Source organism: Roseovarius halotolerans, assembly GCF_900172255.1.
Lineage (GTDB): Bacteria > Pseudomonadota > Alphaproteobacteria > Rhodobacterales > Rhodobacteraceae > Roseovarius > Roseovarius halotolerans.
The window spans coordinates 35,670-54,620 of the sequence record NZ_FWFU01000001.1; the positions used below are offsets into that span (position 1 = coordinate 35,670).

The 18,951-nt window shown below is 57.7% G+C and carries 26 protein-coding genes and 1 tRNA gene; 10 read left to right on the forward strand and 17 right to left on the reverse strand.

Going from position 1 to position 18,951, the window contains the following annotated elements:
• Window positions 1–7: 7 nt before the first annotated feature.
• The 5 genes from infA (at window position 8) to ROH8110_RS00195 (ending at window position 2,227) form a co-directional block, all read left to right on the forward strand.
• Window positions 8–226: a translation initiation factor IF-1 gene (gene infA, locus ROH8110_RS00175; RefSeq protein WP_005978431.1), complete on the forward strand. Its 219-nt coding sequence runs from the start codon at window positions 8–10 to the stop codon at window positions 224–226.
• Between the two features lie 58 nt (window positions 227–284).
• The gene (locus ROH8110_RS00180; RefSeq protein ID WP_085815788.1) at window positions 285–872 is read left to right on the forward strand and encodes a Maf family protein; all 588 of its coding nucleotides are present in this window, start codon (window positions 285–287) and stop codon (window positions 870–872) included.
• Window positions 869–1,894 carry a ribonuclease E/G gene (locus ROH8110_RS00185; RefSeq protein WP_085815789.1) on the forward strand — a complete coding sequence of 342 codons (1,026 nt, stop codon included), beginning with the start codon at window positions 869–871 and terminating at the stop codon, window positions 1,892–1,894. The genes ROH8110_RS00180 and ROH8110_RS00185 overlap by 4 nt, the downstream gene beginning before the upstream one ends.
• A complete protein-coding gene (locus ROH8110_RS00190; protein ID WP_085815790.1) occupies window positions 1,891–2,073 on the forward strand; it encodes a DNA gyrase inhibitor YacG in 183 nt (60 codons plus the stop codon). Before ROH8110_RS00185 ends, ROH8110_RS00190 begins: the two co-directional genes overlap by 4 nt.
• A 79-nt stretch (window positions 2,074–2,152) precedes the next feature.
• Window positions 2,153–2,227: transfer RNA gene (locus tag ROH8110_RS00195), tRNA-Phe, on the forward strand.
• A 90-nt stretch (window positions 2,228–2,317) separates the two neighbouring features.
• Here the strand turns inward: ROH8110_RS00195 and ROH8110_RS00200 are convergent.
• The 6 genes from ROH8110_RS00200 to ROH8110_RS00215 form a co-directional block, all read right to left on the reverse strand.
• Entirely contained in the window at window positions 2,318–2,650 is a 333-nt protein-coding gene (locus tag ROH8110_RS00200) for a hypothetical protein (RefSeq protein ID WP_085815791.1), read from the reverse strand.
• Window positions 2,650–2,847: a hypothetical protein gene (locus tag ROH8110_RS00205; RefSeq protein WP_085815792.1), complete on the reverse strand. Its 198-nt coding sequence runs from the start codon at window positions 2,845–2,847 to the stop codon at window positions 2,650–2,652. The genes ROH8110_RS00200 and ROH8110_RS00205 overlap by 1 nt, the downstream gene beginning before the upstream one ends.
• The gene (locus ROH8110_RS18370) at window positions 2,844–3,425 is read right to left on the reverse strand and encodes a hypothetical protein (RefSeq protein WP_139837356.1); all 582 of its coding nucleotides are present in this window, start codon (window positions 3,423–3,425) and stop codon (window positions 2,844–2,846) included. The genes ROH8110_RS00205 and ROH8110_RS18370 overlap by 4 nt, the downstream gene beginning before the upstream one ends.
• Entirely contained in the window at window positions 3,422–3,640 is a 219-nt protein-coding gene (locus ROH8110_RS00210; RefSeq protein WP_085815793.1) for a hypothetical protein, read from the reverse strand. The genes ROH8110_RS18370 and ROH8110_RS00210 overlap by 4 nt, the downstream gene beginning before the upstream one ends.
• A 449-nt stretch (window positions 3,641–4,089) precedes the next feature.
• Window positions 4,090–4,710, reverse strand: coding sequence for a hypothetical protein (locus ROH8110_RS18375; RefSeq protein WP_139837357.1), 621 nt, complete (start codon window positions 4,708–4,710; stop codon window positions 4,090–4,092).
• Window positions 4,711–4,767: 57 nt separating this feature from the next.
• Entirely contained in the window at window positions 4,768–5,139 is a 372-nt protein-coding gene (locus tag ROH8110_RS00215; RefSeq protein WP_085815794.1) for a hypothetical protein, read from the reverse strand.
• A gap of 178 nt (window positions 5,140–5,317) precedes the next feature.
• On the opposite strand from ROH8110_RS00215, the gene ROH8110_RS00220 reads away from it, so the two are divergent.
• Window positions 5,318–6,532, forward strand: a complete 1,215-nt coding sequence (locus ROH8110_RS00220) for an HNH endonuclease (RefSeq protein ID WP_245962787.1) — start codon at window positions 5,318–5,320, stop codon at window positions 6,530–6,532.
• Between the two features lie 2 nt (window positions 6,533–6,534).
• A complete protein-coding gene (locus tag ROH8110_RS00225) occupies window positions 6,535–7,740 on the forward strand; it encodes a DNA cytosine methyltransferase (protein ID WP_085815795.1) in 1,206 nt (401 codons plus the stop codon).
• Window positions 7,741–7,866: 126 nt separating this feature from the next.
• Here ROH8110_RS00225 and ssb read toward each other — a convergent pair whose 3' ends face one another.
• The 6 genes from ssb to ROH8110_RS00255 all read right to left on the reverse strand — a co-directional run bounded on the left by ssb (window position 7,867) and on the right by ROH8110_RS00255 (window position 10,839).
• Window positions 7,867–8,307, reverse strand: a complete 441-nt coding sequence (gene ssb / locus ROH8110_RS00230) for a single-stranded DNA-binding protein (protein WP_085815796.1) — start codon at window positions 8,305–8,307, stop codon at window positions 7,867–7,869.
• Between the two features lie 95 nt (window positions 8,308–8,402).
• A complete protein-coding gene (locus ROH8110_RS00235; RefSeq protein WP_147430605.1) occupies window positions 8,403–8,738 on the reverse strand; it encodes a hypothetical protein in 336 nt (111 codons plus the stop codon).
• A 40-nt stretch (window positions 8,739–8,778) separates the two neighbouring features.
• The gene (locus ROH8110_RS00240) at window positions 8,779–8,997 is read right to left on the reverse strand and encodes a hypothetical protein (protein WP_085815798.1); all 219 of its coding nucleotides are present in this window, start codon (window positions 8,995–8,997) and stop codon (window positions 8,779–8,781) included.
• The gene (locus ROH8110_RS00245; RefSeq protein WP_085815799.1) at window positions 8,997–9,629 is read right to left on the reverse strand and encodes a hypothetical protein; all 633 of its coding nucleotides are present in this window, start codon (window positions 9,627–9,629) and stop codon (window positions 8,997–8,999) included. Before ROH8110_RS00245 ends, ROH8110_RS00240 begins: the two co-directional genes overlap by 1 nt.
• Window positions 9,626–10,639, reverse strand: a complete 1,014-nt coding sequence (locus ROH8110_RS00250) for a PD-(D/E)XK nuclease-like domain-containing protein (RefSeq protein ID WP_085815800.1) — start codon at window positions 10,637–10,639, stop codon at window positions 9,626–9,628. The genes ROH8110_RS00245 and ROH8110_RS00250 overlap by 4 nt, the downstream gene beginning before the upstream one ends.
• On the reverse strand, window positions 10,636–10,839 hold the full coding sequence (locus tag ROH8110_RS00255; RefSeq protein WP_085815801.1) for a hypothetical protein: 204 nt from the start codon (window positions 10,837–10,839) through the stop codon (window positions 10,636–10,638). Before ROH8110_RS00255 ends, ROH8110_RS00250 begins: the two co-directional genes overlap by 4 nt.
• Before the next feature lie 658 nt (window positions 10,840–11,497).
• On the opposite strand from ROH8110_RS00255, the gene ROH8110_RS18380 reads away from it, so the two are divergent.
• From ROH8110_RS18380 to ROH8110_RS00275, 3 genes are read left to right on the forward strand one after another with little or no spacing between them, the layout of a single operon-like run.
• Window positions 11,498–12,661 (forward strand): plasmid recombination protein, encoded by a 1,164-nt coding sequence (locus ROH8110_RS18380; protein ID WP_139837358.1) that lies wholly within the window; start codon window positions 11,498–11,500, stop codon window positions 12,659–12,661.
• Between the two features lie 24 nt (window positions 12,662–12,685).
• Window positions 12,686–14,146 (forward strand): DEAD/DEAH box helicase, encoded by a 1,461-nt coding sequence (locus tag ROH8110_RS00270; protein ID WP_085815804.1) that lies wholly within the window; start codon window positions 12,686–12,688, stop codon window positions 14,144–14,146.
• Window positions 14,143–14,493: a VRR-NUC domain-containing protein gene (locus ROH8110_RS00275; protein ID WP_085815805.1), complete on the forward strand. Its 351-nt coding sequence runs from the start codon at window positions 14,143–14,145 to the stop codon at window positions 14,491–14,493. The genes ROH8110_RS00270 and ROH8110_RS00275 overlap by 4 nt, the downstream gene beginning before the upstream one ends.
• Here ROH8110_RS00275 and ROH8110_RS00280 read toward each other — a convergent pair.
• From ROH8110_RS00280 to ROH8110_RS00300, 5 genes are all read right to left on the reverse strand, one after another.
• Window positions 14,463–14,693, reverse strand: a complete 231-nt coding sequence (locus ROH8110_RS00280; protein WP_139837359.1) for a hypothetical protein — start codon at window positions 14,691–14,693, stop codon at window positions 14,463–14,465. The genes ROH8110_RS00275 and ROH8110_RS00280 overlap by 31 nt on opposite strands.
• A complete protein-coding gene (locus ROH8110_RS00285) occupies window positions 14,690–15,475 on the reverse strand; it encodes a sigma-70 family RNA polymerase sigma factor (RefSeq protein WP_254903664.1) in 786 nt (261 codons plus the stop codon). Before ROH8110_RS00285 ends, ROH8110_RS00280 begins: the two co-directional genes overlap by 4 nt.
• 16 nt (window positions 15,476–15,491) lie before the next feature.
• A complete protein-coding gene (locus ROH8110_RS00290) occupies window positions 15,492–15,971 on the reverse strand; it encodes an HNH endonuclease (protein WP_085815808.1) in 480 nt (159 codons plus the stop codon).
• 110 nt (window positions 15,972–16,081) lie between these two features.
• Window positions 16,082–18,358: a phage/plasmid primase, P4 family gene (locus ROH8110_RS00295; RefSeq protein ID WP_085815809.1), complete on the reverse strand. Its 2,277-nt coding sequence runs from the start codon at window positions 18,356–18,358 to the stop codon at window positions 16,082–16,084.
• Window positions 18,359–18,427: 69 nt separating this feature from the next.
• A complete protein-coding gene (locus tag ROH8110_RS00300) occupies window positions 18,428–18,718 on the reverse strand; it encodes a hypothetical protein (protein ID WP_139837360.1) in 291 nt (96 codons plus the stop codon).
• Window positions 18,719–18,951 lie beyond the last annotated feature (233 nt).

The following is an 18,951-nucleotide window of genomic DNA, read 5'->3' on the forward strand; positions in this document are numbered from 1 at the left end:
AGAAACCATGGCCAAGGAAGATACGCTCGAATTTCCCGGTGTCGTGAAGGAACTCCTGCCTAACGCGACGTTTCGGGTCGAGCTTGAAAACGGCCATGAAATCATCGCGCATACGGCAGGCAAGATGCGCAAGAACCGCATTCGCGTTCTTGCAGGCGACAAGGTGCAGGTCGAAATGACCCCCTACGATCTGACCAAGGGTCGGATCAACTACCGATTCAAGTAAGCGCCATGTCCGGATGCGTCGTCAGAACGGCCGGTTCCCCGGCCGGATACGGGCGCATATGAGCCGGCCGCGCCTGATACTCGGCTCCGGCAGCCCGCGCCGGCGCGAACTTCTGGCGCAGATCGGAATCGTGGCAGATGAGATCCGCCCGCCCGAAATAGACGAAACACCCCGCAAGACCGAATTGCCGCGCCCCTACTGCGTCCGTATGGCACGTGAAAAGGCGCTGGCGGTGCGGGCCGGGGCGGATGACATGGTTCTGTCGGCGGATACCACCGTTGCGCTGGGCCGCCGCATCCTCGGCAAGCCGCGCGATGCAGGCGAGGCCGCGCAGTTCATGCTGGCGATGTCGGGACGCCGCCACAAGGTTGTCACGGCCGTCGCCGTGCGCCGCGGAACTCGGATATGGGAGCGTGACGTGGTCACGACAGTCAAGATGAAACGCCTCTCAGATGAAGAGCTGAATGCCTATCTCGCCACCGGCGACTGGCAGGGCAAGGCGGGCGGTTACGGCATCCAGGGGCCTGCCGGCGCCTTGATCCCGTGGATTCAAGGGTCGTTCACCGCCGTCGTGGGCCTGCCACTCGCCGAAGCGGCGGGGCTGCTGCAGGCGGCGGGTTATCCGGTTTACCGGGGGTGCGCATGAAGGGGCGGTTGATCGCGCTCGATCACTTCGAGGCGGCCGAAGCGGCGGCGCTGATGGTCGACGGGCGGCTCGAGGATCTGTTCATCGACAGCGATGCGCCGCGTCCCGGCGCCATCTACCGCGCCATCGCCGACCGCCCGGTCAAGGGGCAGGGCGGCATGTTCCTGCGCACGCCCGACGGCCCGGCCTTTCTGCGCCAGGTGAAAGGGCTCAGCCCCGGCCGCCCGATCCTCGTGCAGGTGACAGGCCATCCCGAACCCGGCAAGGCGCTGCCAGTGACGGCCAAGATCCTGTTCAAGAGCCGCTACGCCATCGTCACCCCCGGCGCGCGCGGGCTCAATGTCTCGCGCAGCATTCGCGACGACGACCGCCGCGATGCGCTGCTCGCCATCGCCCATGCAGAGATGGGTGAAAGCGACATGGGACTCATCCTGCGCTCTTCCTGTGCCGACGCCGATGATGCAGAGATCGCTGAGGACATCCGCGCCATGCATGACATGGCCGTGACCGTGATGGGCGACGCACAGGGTGACAGCGCCGAGAAGCTGACCGAAGGCGATGGCCCGCATGTCCTGGCCTGGCGTGAATGGATCGGCGAGGGCGCACTCGAAACGGCGCCGGGCTGCTTTGGCGATCATGGGGTGCTTGACGAAGTCGACGCGCTGCGCAGCCCCGAAGCGACCCTGCCGGGCGGTGCCTCGATGGCGATCGAGCCCACCCGCGCGCTGGTGGCGGTGGATGTGAATACCGGTGGCGATACCTCGCCCGCGGCGGGACTGAAGGCCAATATCGCCGCCGCACGGGACCTGCCGCGCCAATTGCGCCTGCGCGGTCTTGGCGGGCAGATCGTGATCGACCTCGCCCCCATGAGCAAGAAGGACCGCCGGCAGTTCGAGACGACCCTGCGCGCCGCCTTCAAGTCCGATATCGTGGAAACCGCGCTGGTCGGCTGGACGCCGCTCGGCCATTTCGAACTGCAACGCAAACGTGACCGGATTGCACTGAAAGAGAGACTGCGATGAGCTGCCCGATCTGCGGCAAGACGACCGACAAACGCTTTCGCCCGTTCTGTTCCAAGCGCTGCGCCGATGTGGACCTCGGCAAATGGCTCGACGGCGATTACGCGCTGCCCTCGAACGATCCCGAGGATATCGAAAAGGCCCTGGAAGAAGTGGACAGGGAACGCGCCAAACCCCATTGAAAAATTTGCGCGATCCCTCTGGACAGCCCGCGCGCGCTCGCCTAAGACACCCGCACCCGAACGCAATCGCGTTCCCCGTGCCCGGGTAGCTCAGGGGTAGAGCAGTGGATTGAAAATCCTCGTGTCGGTGGTTCGATTCCGCCCCCGGGCACCATTATTTTTCCTCGAAAAACAGACAGAGCCTTGAAAATAAGGTGTTTGGATTGCTGCTCGGAAAAAGTGCCTGGTTTTGCTACACAAAACGCTACGCACTTTGCTCCACATTTGCAAGAAATGCGAGGCGCTCGTGGGCGGATCGGAATAGAGATCCATCCCAGGTATCAATGCCCTGACATGCAACCGCCGCATTTTCTACATCGATGTCCGCGCGCTCCCATACTTCACATGTGAAATCTTCCGGTCCGAGAGCAAGAAGGGCTTTTCGTGAAAGCCCGTCGCTTCCATCGGATAGCAACGGCACCTCGGACTCATCGAGATATGCCGCGAAAACCTCCGAGCTTACATCGATGACAACATTCATCCAATCAAAATTCGGCGCGTCAGTCACTGCGCGTCGGATCAAGTCAGTGATCTTCATCACGCACCTCCCTTCACATTCGCCGTTGCCGCGTCGACCAACTCGCTCATCCTGCGGTCGAGCTCTTCGATATCGACGCCATCTTCTCGCAACTCCTCCTCGATCTCGGCGTCTGTCATGGTGAAAAGGTCTTCGACCAGCTCGTCTTCGAGGCGCCGCAATCCGCGGACGCGCCTGATGTCTTCTTCGTGGGTCATTGTGCCTCCTTTCTCGGACCGCCCTTCGGGGTTCGATCCGCAACTGCGGCCATCATCGACATGCGCTGATGCGCTGAAAGCTTGGCCCACACCTCGTCGATCGTTCCTGGATCAAAGTCCTTCTTGGGGATCAACGAGACTGTGAAGCGGCCAGCATCCATGCCAATCGTTTCGCGTCGCTTCACGAAGACCCTGACTCGAATTGTGCCTGGATCTTCTCCTGGACATACCGGTGCGATGAGAAGATCGCGCTGCCCATTTCTGTTTTCCGTACTGACTTCATAGATCGGCACATCGCTATGCCGACAAACGCGCTTCCGGAAATCATCCTCAAGTAAAGCCGAGGGCAACCATTCTTTCGCGAGGCGGTTTTCACCCTTGGTATTCAATGTAGGATGGTTGACAGGGCGGATTGAAGTCCGGATCGGCTCCAGCTCATAGTTCGAGACTGAAAAGAGCGGTGAAGCATCGAATGTCACGCGATTCAAAGGCGCTTTGCTCATCTCACGGATGGCTTTACGCTCCGCCTTGATTGCAGCGCACTCCCTATTCCTGCGTATTTGCCTGGATGTGGTCATTCTGCACCGCCTTCCTCTTCGAACATGTCGAAGATCACGTCATCGGCCATCTGATACTTTCCCGGATATGATGTGTCGTCGAAGATCACCTCTTTCCCGTTGTGCTGCATTCGAACCGCAGGAGAACCACAGCACCCACAACCGTCGATCGACATCTTGATGCCGGCTGCCCGCAGGATCTTCTTTGCTTCTTCGATCTGGTCTTTATCGCTCATTGTCGATCTCCTCTTCTCAACTGAAAGGGAGATACGCCCCGGGATATACACAACCAAACGCCCGCCAAATTTTTTTCAATGAGTTTCGAAATCGAACGCGGAGAACTATATCCTTGATATCCGCCCTCGAGCGGGACAGGCTCGCCGGCGCCTGAGTCAAGACCGGCAGAAATACCGCCTCGAGCGTTTGCGTCACCTGGTCCGATACCGTGCGTGCCAGGTCAAAGACGGCAAAGAGGATGCCAGAATCGGATGGCATGACCGGGTTCGCTCCGGTCCGTATCGACCCTGATTATGCCCCAGGGTCGTTAAATATGGAGCCGGGAATTGACCCGGTGGGTCCGCGCCGCGCCCTGACCTGGGCCACCTGGTAAGCTGGAAAAACAGGTTGATCCTGGTAGCGGCAGGATGAAATGAAAAGGGCGGCCCTGGTGGCCGCCCTCTTTCTTCTACCGACACATCCCCCGATCTCGAGACCGACGCACGACCCGGACGCGCTGCGAATTTTCTCGATCGCGCTCGCCGTTCGCGAATTCTCCAGAAAACTGCATCATGGCATTTTCATATGCGCAGACCCCAGACTCGTGCAGTTCCCGCGCTTCAGACACCAATGCCGTCGACACATCAGAAGCATGCGCGGCGCGGCGATGCGCAGACATCTCAACTGATCCCATTTCCGCTATCGCTTCCTTGCGGCCTGCATCGTTCAGTCCTACCTGCCGCGCTGGGTGCCGCAGTTCGCGGCCGCTGACGGCTTCGAATGCGCGCTGGAAGTCCCGTGCCTTCCGGATCTGGACCTCAAGAAGACTCGCGTTCGGAGAGTCTTTGAACTCATGCGCACCTGGCTCTCGCGCCGCGCGCGCAAGGGCTGTCAGAAATATGCCCGGCCAGGCCGACGATTTCTCGCGACGCGTCCAGCCGTATCTTGCCGAATTATCACTCAAAGAGCGGCGTGCATTGTCATAGATTGAGGGTCCGTACGTCGATTTGAAAGTTGAAGCCGGACGATCGGGTACTGGACGGACCGCGCCGAGATCTTCAAATTCTGCGTCCAAAATTTCGTCTGTCATGTCTGTCTCTCCGTGAAAGTCCGCCCGGCGGGGAGGCGGAGAGGGGTGTGTTGCTGTTCAGGACACGATTTTAGCGCGGCGATCCATCTCTCGACGGAAATCCTTCAAGTCAGTTTCGCAACTGCGGATGATGCGGCGCGCAAGCCAGCCGTCTTCTCCGTCCAGCTTCGGTGTCCAGTGTTCAATGGCGGCTTCTGCGTCCGAGATGCCCTTAAAAAGATCGTCATCCGACGCGGCGCGCAACTCGATGTGACGCTCGACGAGACGGATGTTGTCCTCGACAACATACTCAAGCGGTCCGCCTGCCTGTCGCTGCCAGTTCGACAGTTCTTCCTGCATCTGCTCGTCCGTCATCGCGTCGAGATCGGAATCCTCGAGGATCGGGCAAACGCCGGCGCCGAATGCGTCTTCATATGATGCTTGTTTCATAGTCTTTCTCCTGGTGCCGATCGGCGGCGGCGTGTTGTGTGTGCCGATGACAGGGAAATAGACACAGACCCCCGACACTCAAGCGCAGGTGTTCACTGTTTGTTTCAGTTTGCCATCACATATTACACTTTCATTTTGTCTCGATTCGGCATGGAAAAATTGATTGGGATGCTGCAGTATGGTCGCAACAAAAAGTAGCGACATCATATCAGGCAACAATATGTGGAATTGGGACCAGGGCAGGCTCGACTATTTTCAGTTCGACAATCTGAAAAAGATTGCCAAGTTCGCTCTCCACGAAGACCTTCGATTGACTGACAGAAGCGACTTAGTCGCAGCTACTGGACTGCCATTCCTTCCAAACGATGATCGATACCCACCATGGCGAAACTACAGCCGTGTGTTCAAGCTATCGCTGATCTGTGCGCAGAAGGGCAAAGGGTCAGAGCCGACCCAGATTGCAAAGCTTTTGGCATCCGACGGCGCGATCACCACCGATGAGTATTTCCATTTCCTCGCGCAAGCAACCACGGACCCGTCTCCAGCTCTTACAGGGTGGGACAACACTGTCGAGTTGCGATATCCGCTCCTCTTCTCGCTCAGGTTCATGTTGGCGCGCGCTGCCATTGGCCTGGGAACAACCGATATATCCCAGGTTGTCGCGTCCTATGAAGCTTCTGGTTTCACCGGCGATGAGGATCAGTCGGAGTTCATTGAGTTAATCAACTCGAACTTGAACATGGCTCAAGTGCCGCGACAAGCCGCCGAGAGCATCCAAGTAATAGCCCAGATTTCCTATCTATCTCTGGATAAACGGACTCTGACCGTGTCTCTATCGCAAGAAGACGCATTGAACCTGTTCGAGCAAATATCCCCGATAGGCGGGGAGCCTCTTAGCAACGGGGCAGATGAGGTCTTCAGGCTGACAGACCTTTTCCAATCGTCGATCGATGAGCTTGAGCTGGAATATGACACGACTGTCCTTAGCGATGTCGAAGACGCAGGATTCTCCGGGGATACGGCCTTCTCAGAGGGCAAAAAGATCCGAAAAACTCACCTGGTCATAGAACGAAATGGGAAGATCCGAGAGGAGTTCTTCAAAGCTAATCCTTCTGCCGTTTGTGATATGTGTGCAATGGACACAGCAAATGCATACCCTTGGGTAGACAGAGTTCTTGACGTTCACCATTTGTTGCCGCTTTGTTCGGGGGCGAGGACATCCAAGGACGGCACTTTGCTCGATGACCTTGTTGCGCTGTGTCCGACTTGCCATAGAGCGGTCCATCGATACTACGACAAGTGGCTTAAAGACTCTGGTAAAAAAGACTTCGTTGATGCCGAAGAAGCCAAGATTGTTTACGAAGAGGCAAGACACAAACACAGGGCGATGTAAAAATGCTGAAGAAAAATCCGAATTCGATCACCCCTGAAGATCTTTATTCGATTCAGTCGACACTTCTACAAAGCAGTGGCGAAAAGGAAGTCATCGAGTCTGTAATGGCAAATGAAGGTTGGACCATAGATGACTTGGTCTATGAGAAAAGCCGTGCGCTGACATGGAAAGGCGCAAAGCCTGCCACATTGAAGTCTTTCAAGAAGAGAGGAAAAGGAGTTCCTCTTGTTTCTTTTTTTACTGGATGCGGTGGAATGGATTTGGGATTTGAAGCAGTCGGGTTCGAGAACAAGGCGGCTTTCGAGTTCAATGAAATTTTCTGCAAAACTCTTCGCGTGAACCGCCCGAAGTGGAACATCTTTGGTCCGCCAACGCATAATGGAGATGTTTCGAAGACGAAAGAAATCGTGGAGCAACTCACTCCAATTATCTCAAAACCGTTTGATGGCGTCTTCGTGGGCGGCCCACCATGTCAGCCTTTTTCTATCGCCGCGAACCAAAGGTTTTCGAAGTCAGGAGAAAATTTCAAACGCGTTGGATTCCAGCATGCCCAGAACGGCAATCTACTCTTCGACTTCGTAGACCTTGTTGTGCATTTTAGACCTGCTGTTTTCGTCATCGAAAACGTTCCTGGTCTTCGTGATCTCGACGGTGGAAAGCAGCTCGGAGAGGCTATTCGTACGCTTCAAGCGGAAGGGTACAATGTTGAGGAACCTGAGGTTTGGGATGCAGCAGATTACGGCATCCCGCAGTATCGGCAACGCATGTTCGTTGTTGGGGGCAGAAAGGAAGGCCTGTTCGAAATGCCTTCAAAGCGTGAACACGTCGGCTGCGGTAGTGTGTTGAATGACCTCCCAGGCGAGGATGCTTTGAACCATGAGACGCGCAATCACTATGTGCAGTCTATCAAACGGTATCGGGTCCTGGACTACGGAAAGCGAGATCAGCTCGGGCGCGTCGATCGACTAACACCAACGAGACCATCCAAGACTGTGATTGCTGGCGGAACCAACGGCGGAGGCAGATCGCATTTGCACCCGGAGATTCCGCGGACACTGAGTGTTCGTGAGTGTGCGAGACTTCAGACTTTCCCAGACAACTACAAATTCATCGGCCCGAATGCCCGACAGTTTACCCAGGTCGGCAATGCGGTTCCACCTGTCCTTGCAGCGACGCTGGCCTCGCAGATCGCCAAAGCGTATTTCTAAAGAAAAACCCCGGCGTCTCCGCCGGGGCTCTATCCCTGTCAATCGCTACACTCGCCGCCGGAAAGCGGCACGGCTCACGATAAACTTAGGCCGGGACAGCCCACACACAGCCGTTGCGCAACCCGTTCAGAACGGGATTTCGTCGTCGTGGTCCTTGCCGGCGGTCGCGGCGGCCGGCGCCGGGCTGGTCGTCTGACCGCCGCCTTCGCTCTTCCCTCCCAGGAGTGTCAACTCGCCGTTGAACGGCCGCAGCACGACCTCGGCGACATAGCGCTCCTGGCCCGTGGAGTCCTTGTCGGTCCACTTGCGGGTCTCCAGCTGGCCTTCCAGGTAGACCTTCGAGCCCTTCTTGAGGTAATTCTTCGCGACGGTCACCAGGCTCGGGTTGAAGATGGCGACGCGGTGCCACTCGGTGCGCTCGCGGCGCTCGCCGGACTGCTTGTCCTTCCAGGTTTCGGAGGTCGCGACCGACATGTTCACGACTTCACCGCCGTTATCGAAGGACTTCACCTCGGGGTCGCGGACCAGGTTGCCGATGAGGATGACTTTGTTCACTGATCCTGCCATGGGATATTCCTTTTCATTTGATGGCTGCTTGTCGCGCCGCTCACAATGAAGCGGCAGGAGAAGCAGCCGGGCGGGGTCGGCGCCCGGCGTGGTGGTCAGGCGGCCTCGGCCTCTGCTTCGGCTTCGATCAAGTTTTCGAGAACTCCGCGGATCTCCTCAGCGGTCGGAACGTGACCGAAATCATGAAATGTCCCGTCTCCGTGACCCGCTTCGATATCAACGATATCCTCATCCGCGTCATAGACAGCGGTGATAGCCTCGCCGTCTTCTTCTGCGAGCACCCCTGCAATGAAGTCGATATCGGCGGCGGTGAGCGAGCGGGCGATGATGTCTTGAATATTTGTCATAGTCTTTTCTCCAGTTTGCCGGGCAGCGTCCGGCGGTTGTGTGTTGCTACTGAAAAGGAAATACTCCCGGCGAAGCGCATTCAAAACGCTCCGCCCATTTTTTTGTTCACGGTTTGTTTCAATATTATTTCGAGATCACGGACCCGCCGCTGGGCAACGCTGGCATTGCTGAAACGGTCGGGTCATCCACGTCGCCTCGGAGCCAGCCGATATTGACTGGTTGATAGCCTGAGCCGCTTGCAATAACCCGCCTCTCGCCCGTGATCTCATTCTCTTGATAGGCGTTGACGCCGGTATCATGCACCGTGCGCCATGCCCTTGCGATTTTGATGCGGCGAAGCATTAATCGTCACCCCCGAGTGCTTCGTTCAAGTCATCCGCCGCGGCGTTCGGGTCGTTCTCTCGGTGTTCCTGGGCGGCTTGTTCGACTTGCTGCAGCTGCGTCAAAAGATCGTCGCCGAGGTCTGCCTTGTCATCGTCCGACAGCTTCGCCCAGGCGTCCGCGACAGACATCTCCTGGCCCTCAGCGACTTCAAAAAGACGGGCGCGGATCTTGTCTGCGCGGGTCTCCGTTTTCAAGTTCAGAGGCTCGATCGTGACGCCGACTTTCTTCCCGCGCGTCTTCGTAAGCATGAGCGTTCTGGACTTCGACAGCCCTTCCATGTGACTCACGCGGATACCGCCGACCGCGACGCCAGCCCAGGTCACCGTCTCATCGTTGTAGATTGTGCAGTGCAGGCCAATCCACTTCGCGGCATTCGGCCCCCAGACCGCCGCCAGGACGCGCAGTGCGCTCTTGGCGGGCTTCCAGGGCTTGCCGTCGTCGCCGTAAAAATACACGCTCACGGGCTGCTCTCCGCCGGTGTTCTTCACGTCGCGGATCCGGATCGTGCGCGGTCCGGTGAGAAGATCGTCCGCGTTGAGCTGGTCGCTCTTCGGCCGGATCGCTTGTGTGATGTCGATTGCTTTGGTCATTGCACGAATACTCCTTGTTCGTCTTCCATTTCTTCCTGGCGGAGGCGCCAAGCGGGTAGCCCGATCGGCTTGATGTCCCGCGAATACCCGGGCCAGTCATCGCGACCGATGGCATCTGCCAGCGCGCTCAGATCCTCGCGGATTTCGCGGCGGCCGATCTCCATGCTTTCGGGCTCAAGAACGTAAACGGCCGTGAGATACGGGGCCTTTTTTTCGATCGCGCCGAAGACGAAGTGACGCGGCACTTCGAGACCTTCGGGCAGCGGTTCATCGCCCTGTTCGATCGCCTTCCGCAGGCCGTCGAGATAGAATGGCGCCTGGACATAGTACCGAAACTTCTCGATTGAACGCTCGAAGGAATGCTCCCGCGCATCGTCTGTTGTCTTGAGATCGAAGACCACATCACCAACCCACCAGTCCGGACGGCATCGGCACAGAAGGCCCGTCTCTTCATCGATCCAGTATGCCGACAGCTCGGCCTTGCCACGGGGGTTGGTCAGCAGCTTTCGTATCCGCGGATGCTCTCTCACGGCATCACGCATCCCGACGACATCGCGCCACTGGGCCGGGGTCAGGATGGTCTTTCCGTCGGCCTCTTCGGCGTGCATTGCCTTGAGGTCATCGAGGATTTGCACGCCCGGATCGGCTTCGCGGAGGCGTTCGATGAGTTCATCTTTCCGCCCTGAAATTTTCAGGCCGTGATCTTTCAAGCGCGCTTTTATCTCGTCCGTCGTTGCAAGCGCATCCGGCCATTCCGAGGCGTCAAACGGCAGCGCGTATTCCTTTTCAAATTCGTCAGGTTCGAGCGCCGCGCAGTGGGTCGCACTGCCGAGCAACATGGCCGCGGTTTCCTCGCGCTCATCGGTGCTATCCTGAGCGTGCTTGAAATGAGCCAGAGACCGGCGAACGAGGTCCAGCGTGGACTTCGATTTGCCCGGCCCGCCGTGGTAGTCTGCGTTCGATTTGCCGGCGAAAATGCCGAGCGGGTGGTCTTGGGTGCCTGTATTCATGGACCTACTCCGTACTGTGTTTTCTTGATCGAAACCGCGCTCTCCGCGATCTCAAGTTCTGTGTTCGCCCGCGTCAATTTCTCGACCGCTTCTTCGCGCTCAAGTATCGCAAGCTCGTAATCGACAACCGCAATGCCGAGATCCCGCCATTCATCGAGCGGCATAATTTCGTGCAGGAAAAAAAGGTCTCGGAGTCTCATTGTCGGTCTCATTTGTTGCGTCTGATATTCAGATACGCCCCGCACCCGGCCGCTCAAAACGGCCGGGCAATTTTTTTCAGATCGCGTCTTTGAGATGCTGCTGATGCTCGTCGCGACCGACGAATTGAGGCGGAAACATGTGCGCGAGATCTCTTGGTACCGTCTTTTTCGCTGCGATAATGTCGTGTGTATTTCATTTTGAAACCTCGTGTTTTGTTTGACATTTTCGAGGTTGTTATCTTGTTTTTTATCAGGAAGCCGGGTTCGGAAGATTTCTCGTAAGTGCATGAGTATGCATGACTCTTTTCTGCACTGGGAAAGCCCGCGGCAGGCGCACAGGGAGAGGTTTGGAGAGGGGCAGGTGACGCCCTTCTCCGGGAGCAGTCAGGGGGTCTGGGGGTGGAGTGCAGAACGACGCACACCCGGTCTGGGAATGGGGTCCAGGGGAAAGGGGCGGCGCGCTCTTTCACCGGTCATGGGGGTCCAGGGGGAGATCGAAGTCTCCACCGGTGGGTCCAGGGTGAAACCCTGGCGAACGGGGCATCCTGAACGCAGCCCGAAGGGGCGCAGTGCAGGTTGCTTAGTGAGTATCCACACCGCACCGCATGGGAGCGGCGAATGGATTGGGGCCCCACCTCCCTGAAAAGGAGCCCCAACGATGACACAGAAGCACCCCCTCGTATTCGGTATGCGCGCGATTTGGCCAGGCCAGCTCTCGCGCGTGGAAATGCACCAGACTCGAACAGGCGGAGACCTGTCACATATTCGCCCAGGCAGGACGCACCTCAATCAATTTTTGATCGGTGGTCCTGATTGGCGCGAGCAGCTCGAGGAAGACATCCGGCGCGCATCAGAACTCAATTTCAGGCACGCATATTCGGCGCGCCGCTGGACCCGAAAGCGCAAAAAAGAGGCCGCCGAGATTCGGCGCAACGGGCCGCAGGATCCGTGGAAAAGAGATCGTGCAGAAGGGCCGTTGCGGGAGTTCATTTTCACCGCCAACAAGAAGCATTTTGAGGGCGACACTCCGGGCTTCTCGGACGTAGAACGAGAGGATGTTTTTCGCCGTTGCTTCATGCGTGCTGCGAGAGATCAATTCGGAGATGCGTGCGTTGCAGCGTGGGAAGACCATGACGAAGAGGGCTATCATATCCACGGCGTTTTGGCGCCGTGGGTTGTGTCAAAAAGCAAGCAAGCCGGGAAACAGCGACGCATCGAGCCGTCTTCAATTCCGGTCGTAAAGAACTACGAAGCCGGGCACGATATCTTTGCAGAATATTTCGGGCCGGCAGGCCTCGTTCGCGGTGAGAAGAGAGCCGAAAGGCGCCGGGAAGCATTCGAGGCCGAGGGCAAATCTGAACTGCCGGCGGAGAATACTTCTTGCCACGACTGGAGGGCAGAAGAGGCTGTCCGTCTCCACGAGAAGCGGAAGAAAGCTGCGAAAGCATGGGCCGCAGCGAAGAAAAAAGAGAAGGCAGCGAGGGAGGCGGAGGCCAGGGCGAAGGCCATTTCAGAACAGAACCGGGCGGCCGAGGCCAGGCGCGAGAAAAAACACCAGGCACGCGTCGCAGCAGTCGAAAAACGAGAAGCCCTGGCGGCCGAAAAAGAGCGCGCCCAGGCCGCCCGCGCCCAGGATCTCGACCGACGCGAGCGCGGTTTGGTCGAGACGCTGAAAGCGTTCATTCCGCTCGCGGAACAGATCCGGGAGGCCGCGCGAAAAGTGGGACTGACAGGACATCCACTTGTGCAGTCCGGCCTCGATGCCGTCGAGAAAATGCGCGACATGATCGGACGGATCGGCGGGCATCAGCGGACGCGGTGACAGCCCGGGCGTCATTTCCTGGGTATGTCTATCTCTCAACCGTTGACGCGGCAAAAGACCGATATAATCGGTATGCCGTCGCTCAGAAAATATCAGTCCGAAGACGTCGACACGCTGCGCGAAACACTTCGCGGCGGCGCCAAAAAAGTGCTTTTCGAAGCCTCTGTCGGATATGGAAAGTCGGTTGTCATCGAGCACCTGGCCGCCGCGTATTCTGCGGCTGGGCGGAAAGTTTGGGTTCTGTCGAACAGGTCGGCGGTTGTGAGTCAGTTGCGCGATCGGGCGGGTGATTTACCTGTCGTCGAGGTCATGACAGTGCAAGCGGCGGATCGCCGCCGGGAACGTCTGGCGGCCGATCCTGCCGCGCTAATTCTTGTCGATGAAGTGCATATGGGTGGCGCGGCGGCGCAGTATCGACGCGTGCTTGATTGCGCCCCCGATGCGGTTGCAATCGGCTTCACGGGCACACCCAGGCCGGAGACTTTCGAGGTCTTCAATGCGCATGTCCAGGGCCGCGGCGCGGCCTGGCTGACAGAGAAAGGTTTTCTGGCGCCGCTGCGATATGTGTGCCCAGACCCGCTTGACTTGTCCGGCGTCCGCGTGAAGCGCGGCGAATATGACGAAGCGCAGGTCATGCAGGCTCTTCAAGACCGAAAAATATATTCCGATGCGATCAAGTCATACGAAAAATACGGGCACCTGGGGCCGACACTCGGGTTCTGTGTAAATGTCCAGCACGCCGAAGATACCGCGACCGAGTTCCGCGCCACCGGACACCCTTGCGAAGTTCTGACGGGTAAGGATAGCGACGATGAGGTCGAGCGCAAAATCGGAATCCTGGCGGACGGCGGACTCGTTTTTTCAGTCGACAAAGTGAGCGCCGGTTTCGACCTTCCCGATCTCCGAGTTCTGCTATCGCTGCGCCCAACCGCCTCCGAGCAGCTCTGGGTCCAACAACTCGGTCGCGTCGCCAGGGCTAAGGCTGACGGCGGCGCCGGTCTGGTCGTCGATCATGTCGGAAACACGCTACGCCTGGGCACGCTGACCGAGACGCGGGACTGGAGAAATCCTGAAGAGCGGAAATCCCAGGAGAAAACGGAAGATGGTCAGGCGCTGTCGATCCGACAGTGCGATGAATGCATGTCGGTCTTTCCGTCTGGCCCGTCAAAATGTCCAATGTGCGATGCAGTCCTGGGCAAGGACACCAGGATCCCGAAGGCCGAGGCGGTGCGCCTGAGAGAGCTTGAGGAAGAGGAAATCCGCAAGCAACGGGAGCGCGCAAAGGCAGTCCGTTCCAGGGCGGGCATGGGCATCAAGCAGCGCACCGGGTTTCTCGCGGGCTCCAAGAAATGGCGCTGGCCCGAGGCCAGGGCCGAGGCGATCCGGGTGGTGTCGAAGAGAAGGGATGAAGCGATCCAGGCCGGCGACACAGAAGTCGCCGCCTTTCTTGCGTCCGATCTCCAGTCGAATGGCGTGCAGATATGAGCAACACCGAAACCGACATCCACAATCGCATCCTGGTTGCACTTTCCCGCGAGTTCCATCCCAGGGGCATCTTTTGGCGACAGAACGCCGGGAAAATCCGCAGCGACCGCGGAGCATGGGTCAGCCTGGGGCCGACCGGCATATCCGATATTGTCGGAGTTCTCGACGGGAGATCAGTATTCGTCGAAGTGAAGACCGCGACCGGCAAGCAGCGAAAGGCGCAGAAATCATTCCAGGTCGCGGTTGAAAAGGCCGGTGGGATTTACATCATTGCGCGGTCGCCGGAGGATGCGATCTCGCAGGTCTACCCCAGCGCTCACGACAGACTGGCGGCTTCTTCCGCCTGATCGACAACCCCAGACGCCAGCGCAATCTCTTCGACAACATCGCACCCGGACGCCAAATTTTTCGTCACGCGATCATAACTTATCATCTCATCGCCGTAAAACATCATGACAATCCGCCCGCCTGCATGGAGACGAATGCGATCCGGTCCGGCTTTGAATTTTGCGATCCATTTCATTCGTTCGTGTGCTGAAATCGTCATATCAGATCTCCGAGCTCAAGGCCCTTCTGCTCAAGTTCAAACCGAATATGTCGCATCGCCTCTCTGTGAATTTGAGTGACTCGGGTCCGAGAAACATTGAATTCCTCTGCGAGCTCATCGAAAGATCGGGGCGGGTCTGTAAGTCGAGTCGAAATTACATGACGCTCGCGAGCATCAAGCCCGCTCATTGCAGACTTCAGTGCAGACAATACACGCGGCTTGTCGACTTCTTGCTCGATCGATCCGACCGTCTTGTCTTCGAACTGCCGGAAATTCTCATCATCTTCGGAATCCTGGACATCGAAAGGAACGCAATTTCGAATAGAGAGAGCCTCTGCAGCATGGGAGGGAGTGACGCCGATATCGCGCGCCGCAAGATCCAGAGCCATAGACGGACTCCATCCCTCGGACTCATATTTCTGCTTTTTTGAAGACAGATGAAATCGCATCTGCTTCTCTTTTCGGCTTTTCGGCACATACAGAATTGAATTCGCGCTGTGCATGTACTCGTCGAGTCGACGCACAATACGATATGAGCAAATCGCGGGTATAGAGCCGCACTCGACGTCCGGATCGAAACGCTCGAGTCCCTCAAGCATTCCAACCCGACCCTCAGACTTCAAATCACTCATTGAAAAAGGACCGTTTCTGTATTTCGAGGCGATCTTCACGACAAGACCCTCAAGGGACTCCGCAAGCTCTGCATGAGACCGCCGACATCCAGTCTCACGCCACTTTTTCCACAGCGCGAGCTGTCGCTCTTTTAGATTCGTCTTTGACACTTCTACCTCCCCAAGTTCATGAATTGTTCTTGTTCACTTGGGAGGTAGTTCCGGTTGCATTCGGACCGAAATGACGGCCCAGTTTTTTCTCGAAGCAGCCCTTGTAGCCGTTTTTCCGCCGCTGTCTGTCTCTCTCGCACTGCTTGCAGTTGCCGCGGGTCAGTCGGACGCCGTCTCGATACCGTTTCGTCGGGAAATCCGATTCTGGAGATGCGACACCGCAGGTCGTGCAGCGTTTCCACCATGCGCCGGACGGGTCTTTCCAGTGGCCGCAGTGTTCGCGTTTGTGGTCTCCGGGGAGCAGTGCCGCCAGGTTCCATAGCTTGTTGTTCTGTCTGTTTTCGTCGCGGTGATGGATCTGGAAGCCGTCTGGGATGGGCCCATTCGCGCACTGCCAGACATGCCTGTGCTCGCCCACAATCCGGCCGTCGGAGAGTTTCAGTTGCGGGTATCCATCCGACCCGATCCAGCGCTCTATGACTCGATGCTTTGACATACATGGGAGGTCGCGCCCGGGTCAGGATCTCGCACAAAAAAAAGACCCCGGCGCTGGGCCGGGGCAAGTTCAACAGGTTCGCCAGGGTTACCCGCCTGGCCGGGATTTGTTCAGGACTTTCCTCCTGAAATCAGGTTCATAGGGTGGTCGAGGTCGTGAGCGTTCGGTCGCTTGCCGTCCAGATATGCTTTTCCGTGTGCATTCAGAGCGATCCCGCGGCGGATTACCGTTCCTCCTGGTTTCTCGCGCTTGAGCTTTTTCTCATCGAGGATCGCACCGAATGCTTTTGTGCTGACAGGATTGCCGGCGGCGTTGTGGTCGAGATACGCGCAGTAGGCTTTGTAGAGATTGCCGTGAGCGCAGAATGTCTTTGAGTTGATCTCGCAGCACTGCTCGAAGAAATCGCCGGTGGGGTCTGTCTCGACCTGGTAGCGATTGATGCGATCGGAGACCGCCGCAGGTTCCTCTCCGAGGCTCTGCTCGGCATACCACTCTACGGCGCCGCGAACGGCCCACGCAAGGATGCCGGCACGTTCAGACCGCAGCCTGTTCTTGACGCCGATGTCTTTCGGCTTGGAGACGCCCGCGACATAGTTCTTGTCGCCGGGATTGGCGTAGCTGTTGGGAAAGTTGATGACTTTCACCCGGCGCCAGATCGCGTCGCCTTGGCTATGAATGTTCGGCAGGTCATTGGTGTCCATTACGATCTTACCGACGGGGAGGAAGGAAATCATGCTCTGATATTTCTTTGCGGCGGTCACGGTGCCCTGGCCGCTGAAATGCTTAAGCCGGGCTTCATCAAGGACGTCGCTCGGGTCGCCCTCGGATGCGTGAATGAGACGGGCGCCGCGAAGATTTGCAAGAACTTCATCGGTGCCGCCGTTGTTGAATGATCCGCGCTGCTTCATGAGATAGTCCTTCGAGATCGTGGTCACATAGTCGCCAAGGATCTCTTCAAATGTCAGCGTCAGGACGCCCTTACCGTTCGACCCGGTGCCGTCGAGAAAAAGGAACTTCTGCTCATCTGTCTCGCCGGTCAGGATGTAGCCCATCCATCGCTGGATGTAGCGGATCGTGTCGGCGTCGCCGTTGAAAATGTCGTTGAGGAAGGACAGCCATTCCGGGCATTCGGCTTTCTGGTCGTAATGCGTCTTGCAGGTCTTCGATATCATCAGCTCCTGCGACGGTGCTACCAATTCACCGGTGCGGAGATTGACGGCGCCGTTGCGGACCCCGAGCATCGCATTATCGGCGTCGAGATCATTTGCGGAGGCTTGCATATGTGACCGGGCGAGCTTCGAGATCGCCGCGATACTCTTCTGGCTCTGGCTCGTTTTCGCCCACCCCGCCAGCTCTTCGACAGAAAAGCGCACGGCCTCTGGATCCTCGACACGGCCATCGCCGCGCTTGTCACCCTCGCGCATGACCTGAGCCTCTTTCTTGCTCATGGGCAGATACTTGACGAGATCTGGAGCATACTGATGCAGAACGCGGGCGGTCGTGAGGTCGCGGGCGACAGAACGGGCCGTTTCCTGTGCGACGCGATCGAGTGATCCGCCCTGCGGGTCGGCGAGCCAGCGGACGCCAGTCCATGCCATCACGCCCACACCATCCACATCGAGAACCTTGTCGCCATACTTCACAAGCATCCGCTCAGCATTGCCAAGGTCGGTGCGCTCTGCGTCGAGCAGGCACCAGATGTCGGCGGCGGTGATGCCCTCGGCAGCAGAAGCCAGACCCGCGAAAACGCGGTCATCGTGCGCGGCGCGGTCTTCCTCGATATCGCTCACGACCTCATGGCTTGCCTGCGCCTTCTTCGATGCGAGAACATCGGCCTGATCCACCCACCGATGTTTCACAGACTTCTCTCCGAGACCTTCCGTCAGTTCTTCAAACTCACGATCGGACATAAGCGCCACTTGCTCAAAAGAGGTAATCCCGGCATTGCGCAGGGTCTTCTCGACCGCGCCCGTGATGCCGCCGATGTCGGTCAGCTTGTCGTTGTCCTGATCTTCTTCCGGCTCACCCGGATCCACCTCTTCCGGCGCCATAGCCGCAGCCGCATCTACGGCAGCCTTGCGCCAGCCGCCTGTCTTAGCACGCTTCGACAGCCCTTTCTTCACGCCGTCCAGCGCATCGTCGGTTGCCTCGGACAGGTCATGGAAGGTGCGAATGCCTGCAGCCTTGAGCTTATCGTCGAGGGCTGGTCCGATACCCTTGAGGGCGGTCAGGTCGTCTTCATCTTCTGGATCGTCTGCGCACTGCTCTTCATTGCCGTCGGGCGCAGGAGCCTCGGCGCCACCGCCGACGGCCTGCTCGCGGATATTCTGCGCCACTTCTTCATAGCGGGCGACACGGGTGCGGAGGATTTTGATGTGCTTACGCATTTTGAATACCTGTTGTGATAGTGTTTTTGATTGCTGCTCGAAGCAGGTAGTGACGAAGATGGGGCCCGTTCAAACGGATCGGACGAAAATCGCGCCGTTTCCGTCGCAGTGCTCAAGAATGCAGAATGCATGCGGCTTTACGAACGACGGAAGACTTGGGATATCGGTCCCGGCCACGACATGTGTCACTCCAGAAACGCGCACGAGGGCGATGCGCTGGCCCTCGAGGGTCTTACCGACTGAGCGTCGAGCAATCGAATGGCGCTTGGCATAAGTTCCTTCTGCATCAGCCAGGGCGGACTTGTAAGCGATCTGGGTCGTTGTTCCGAGGTAGCTTGGCTTCTTCATCGTCTTGGTCATGTTCATGCTCCGTTCTCATCTGGATTGGAAATTGTTCCTATGACGATCTGAACCAAGCGAGAAAACTAACTTTCTTACAAGCATTTGAAAAACAGACATAAAAACAGGGCGTCTATGACGATATGACGATTGACGGTTTTCCCAGAGAGGTCTCCATGAGGTGTGTGTGTAATTAACTTTTCGGGGTATATGATATTATCGTAATTCCTCCCGCGTACGCGGGGGAAATAAAG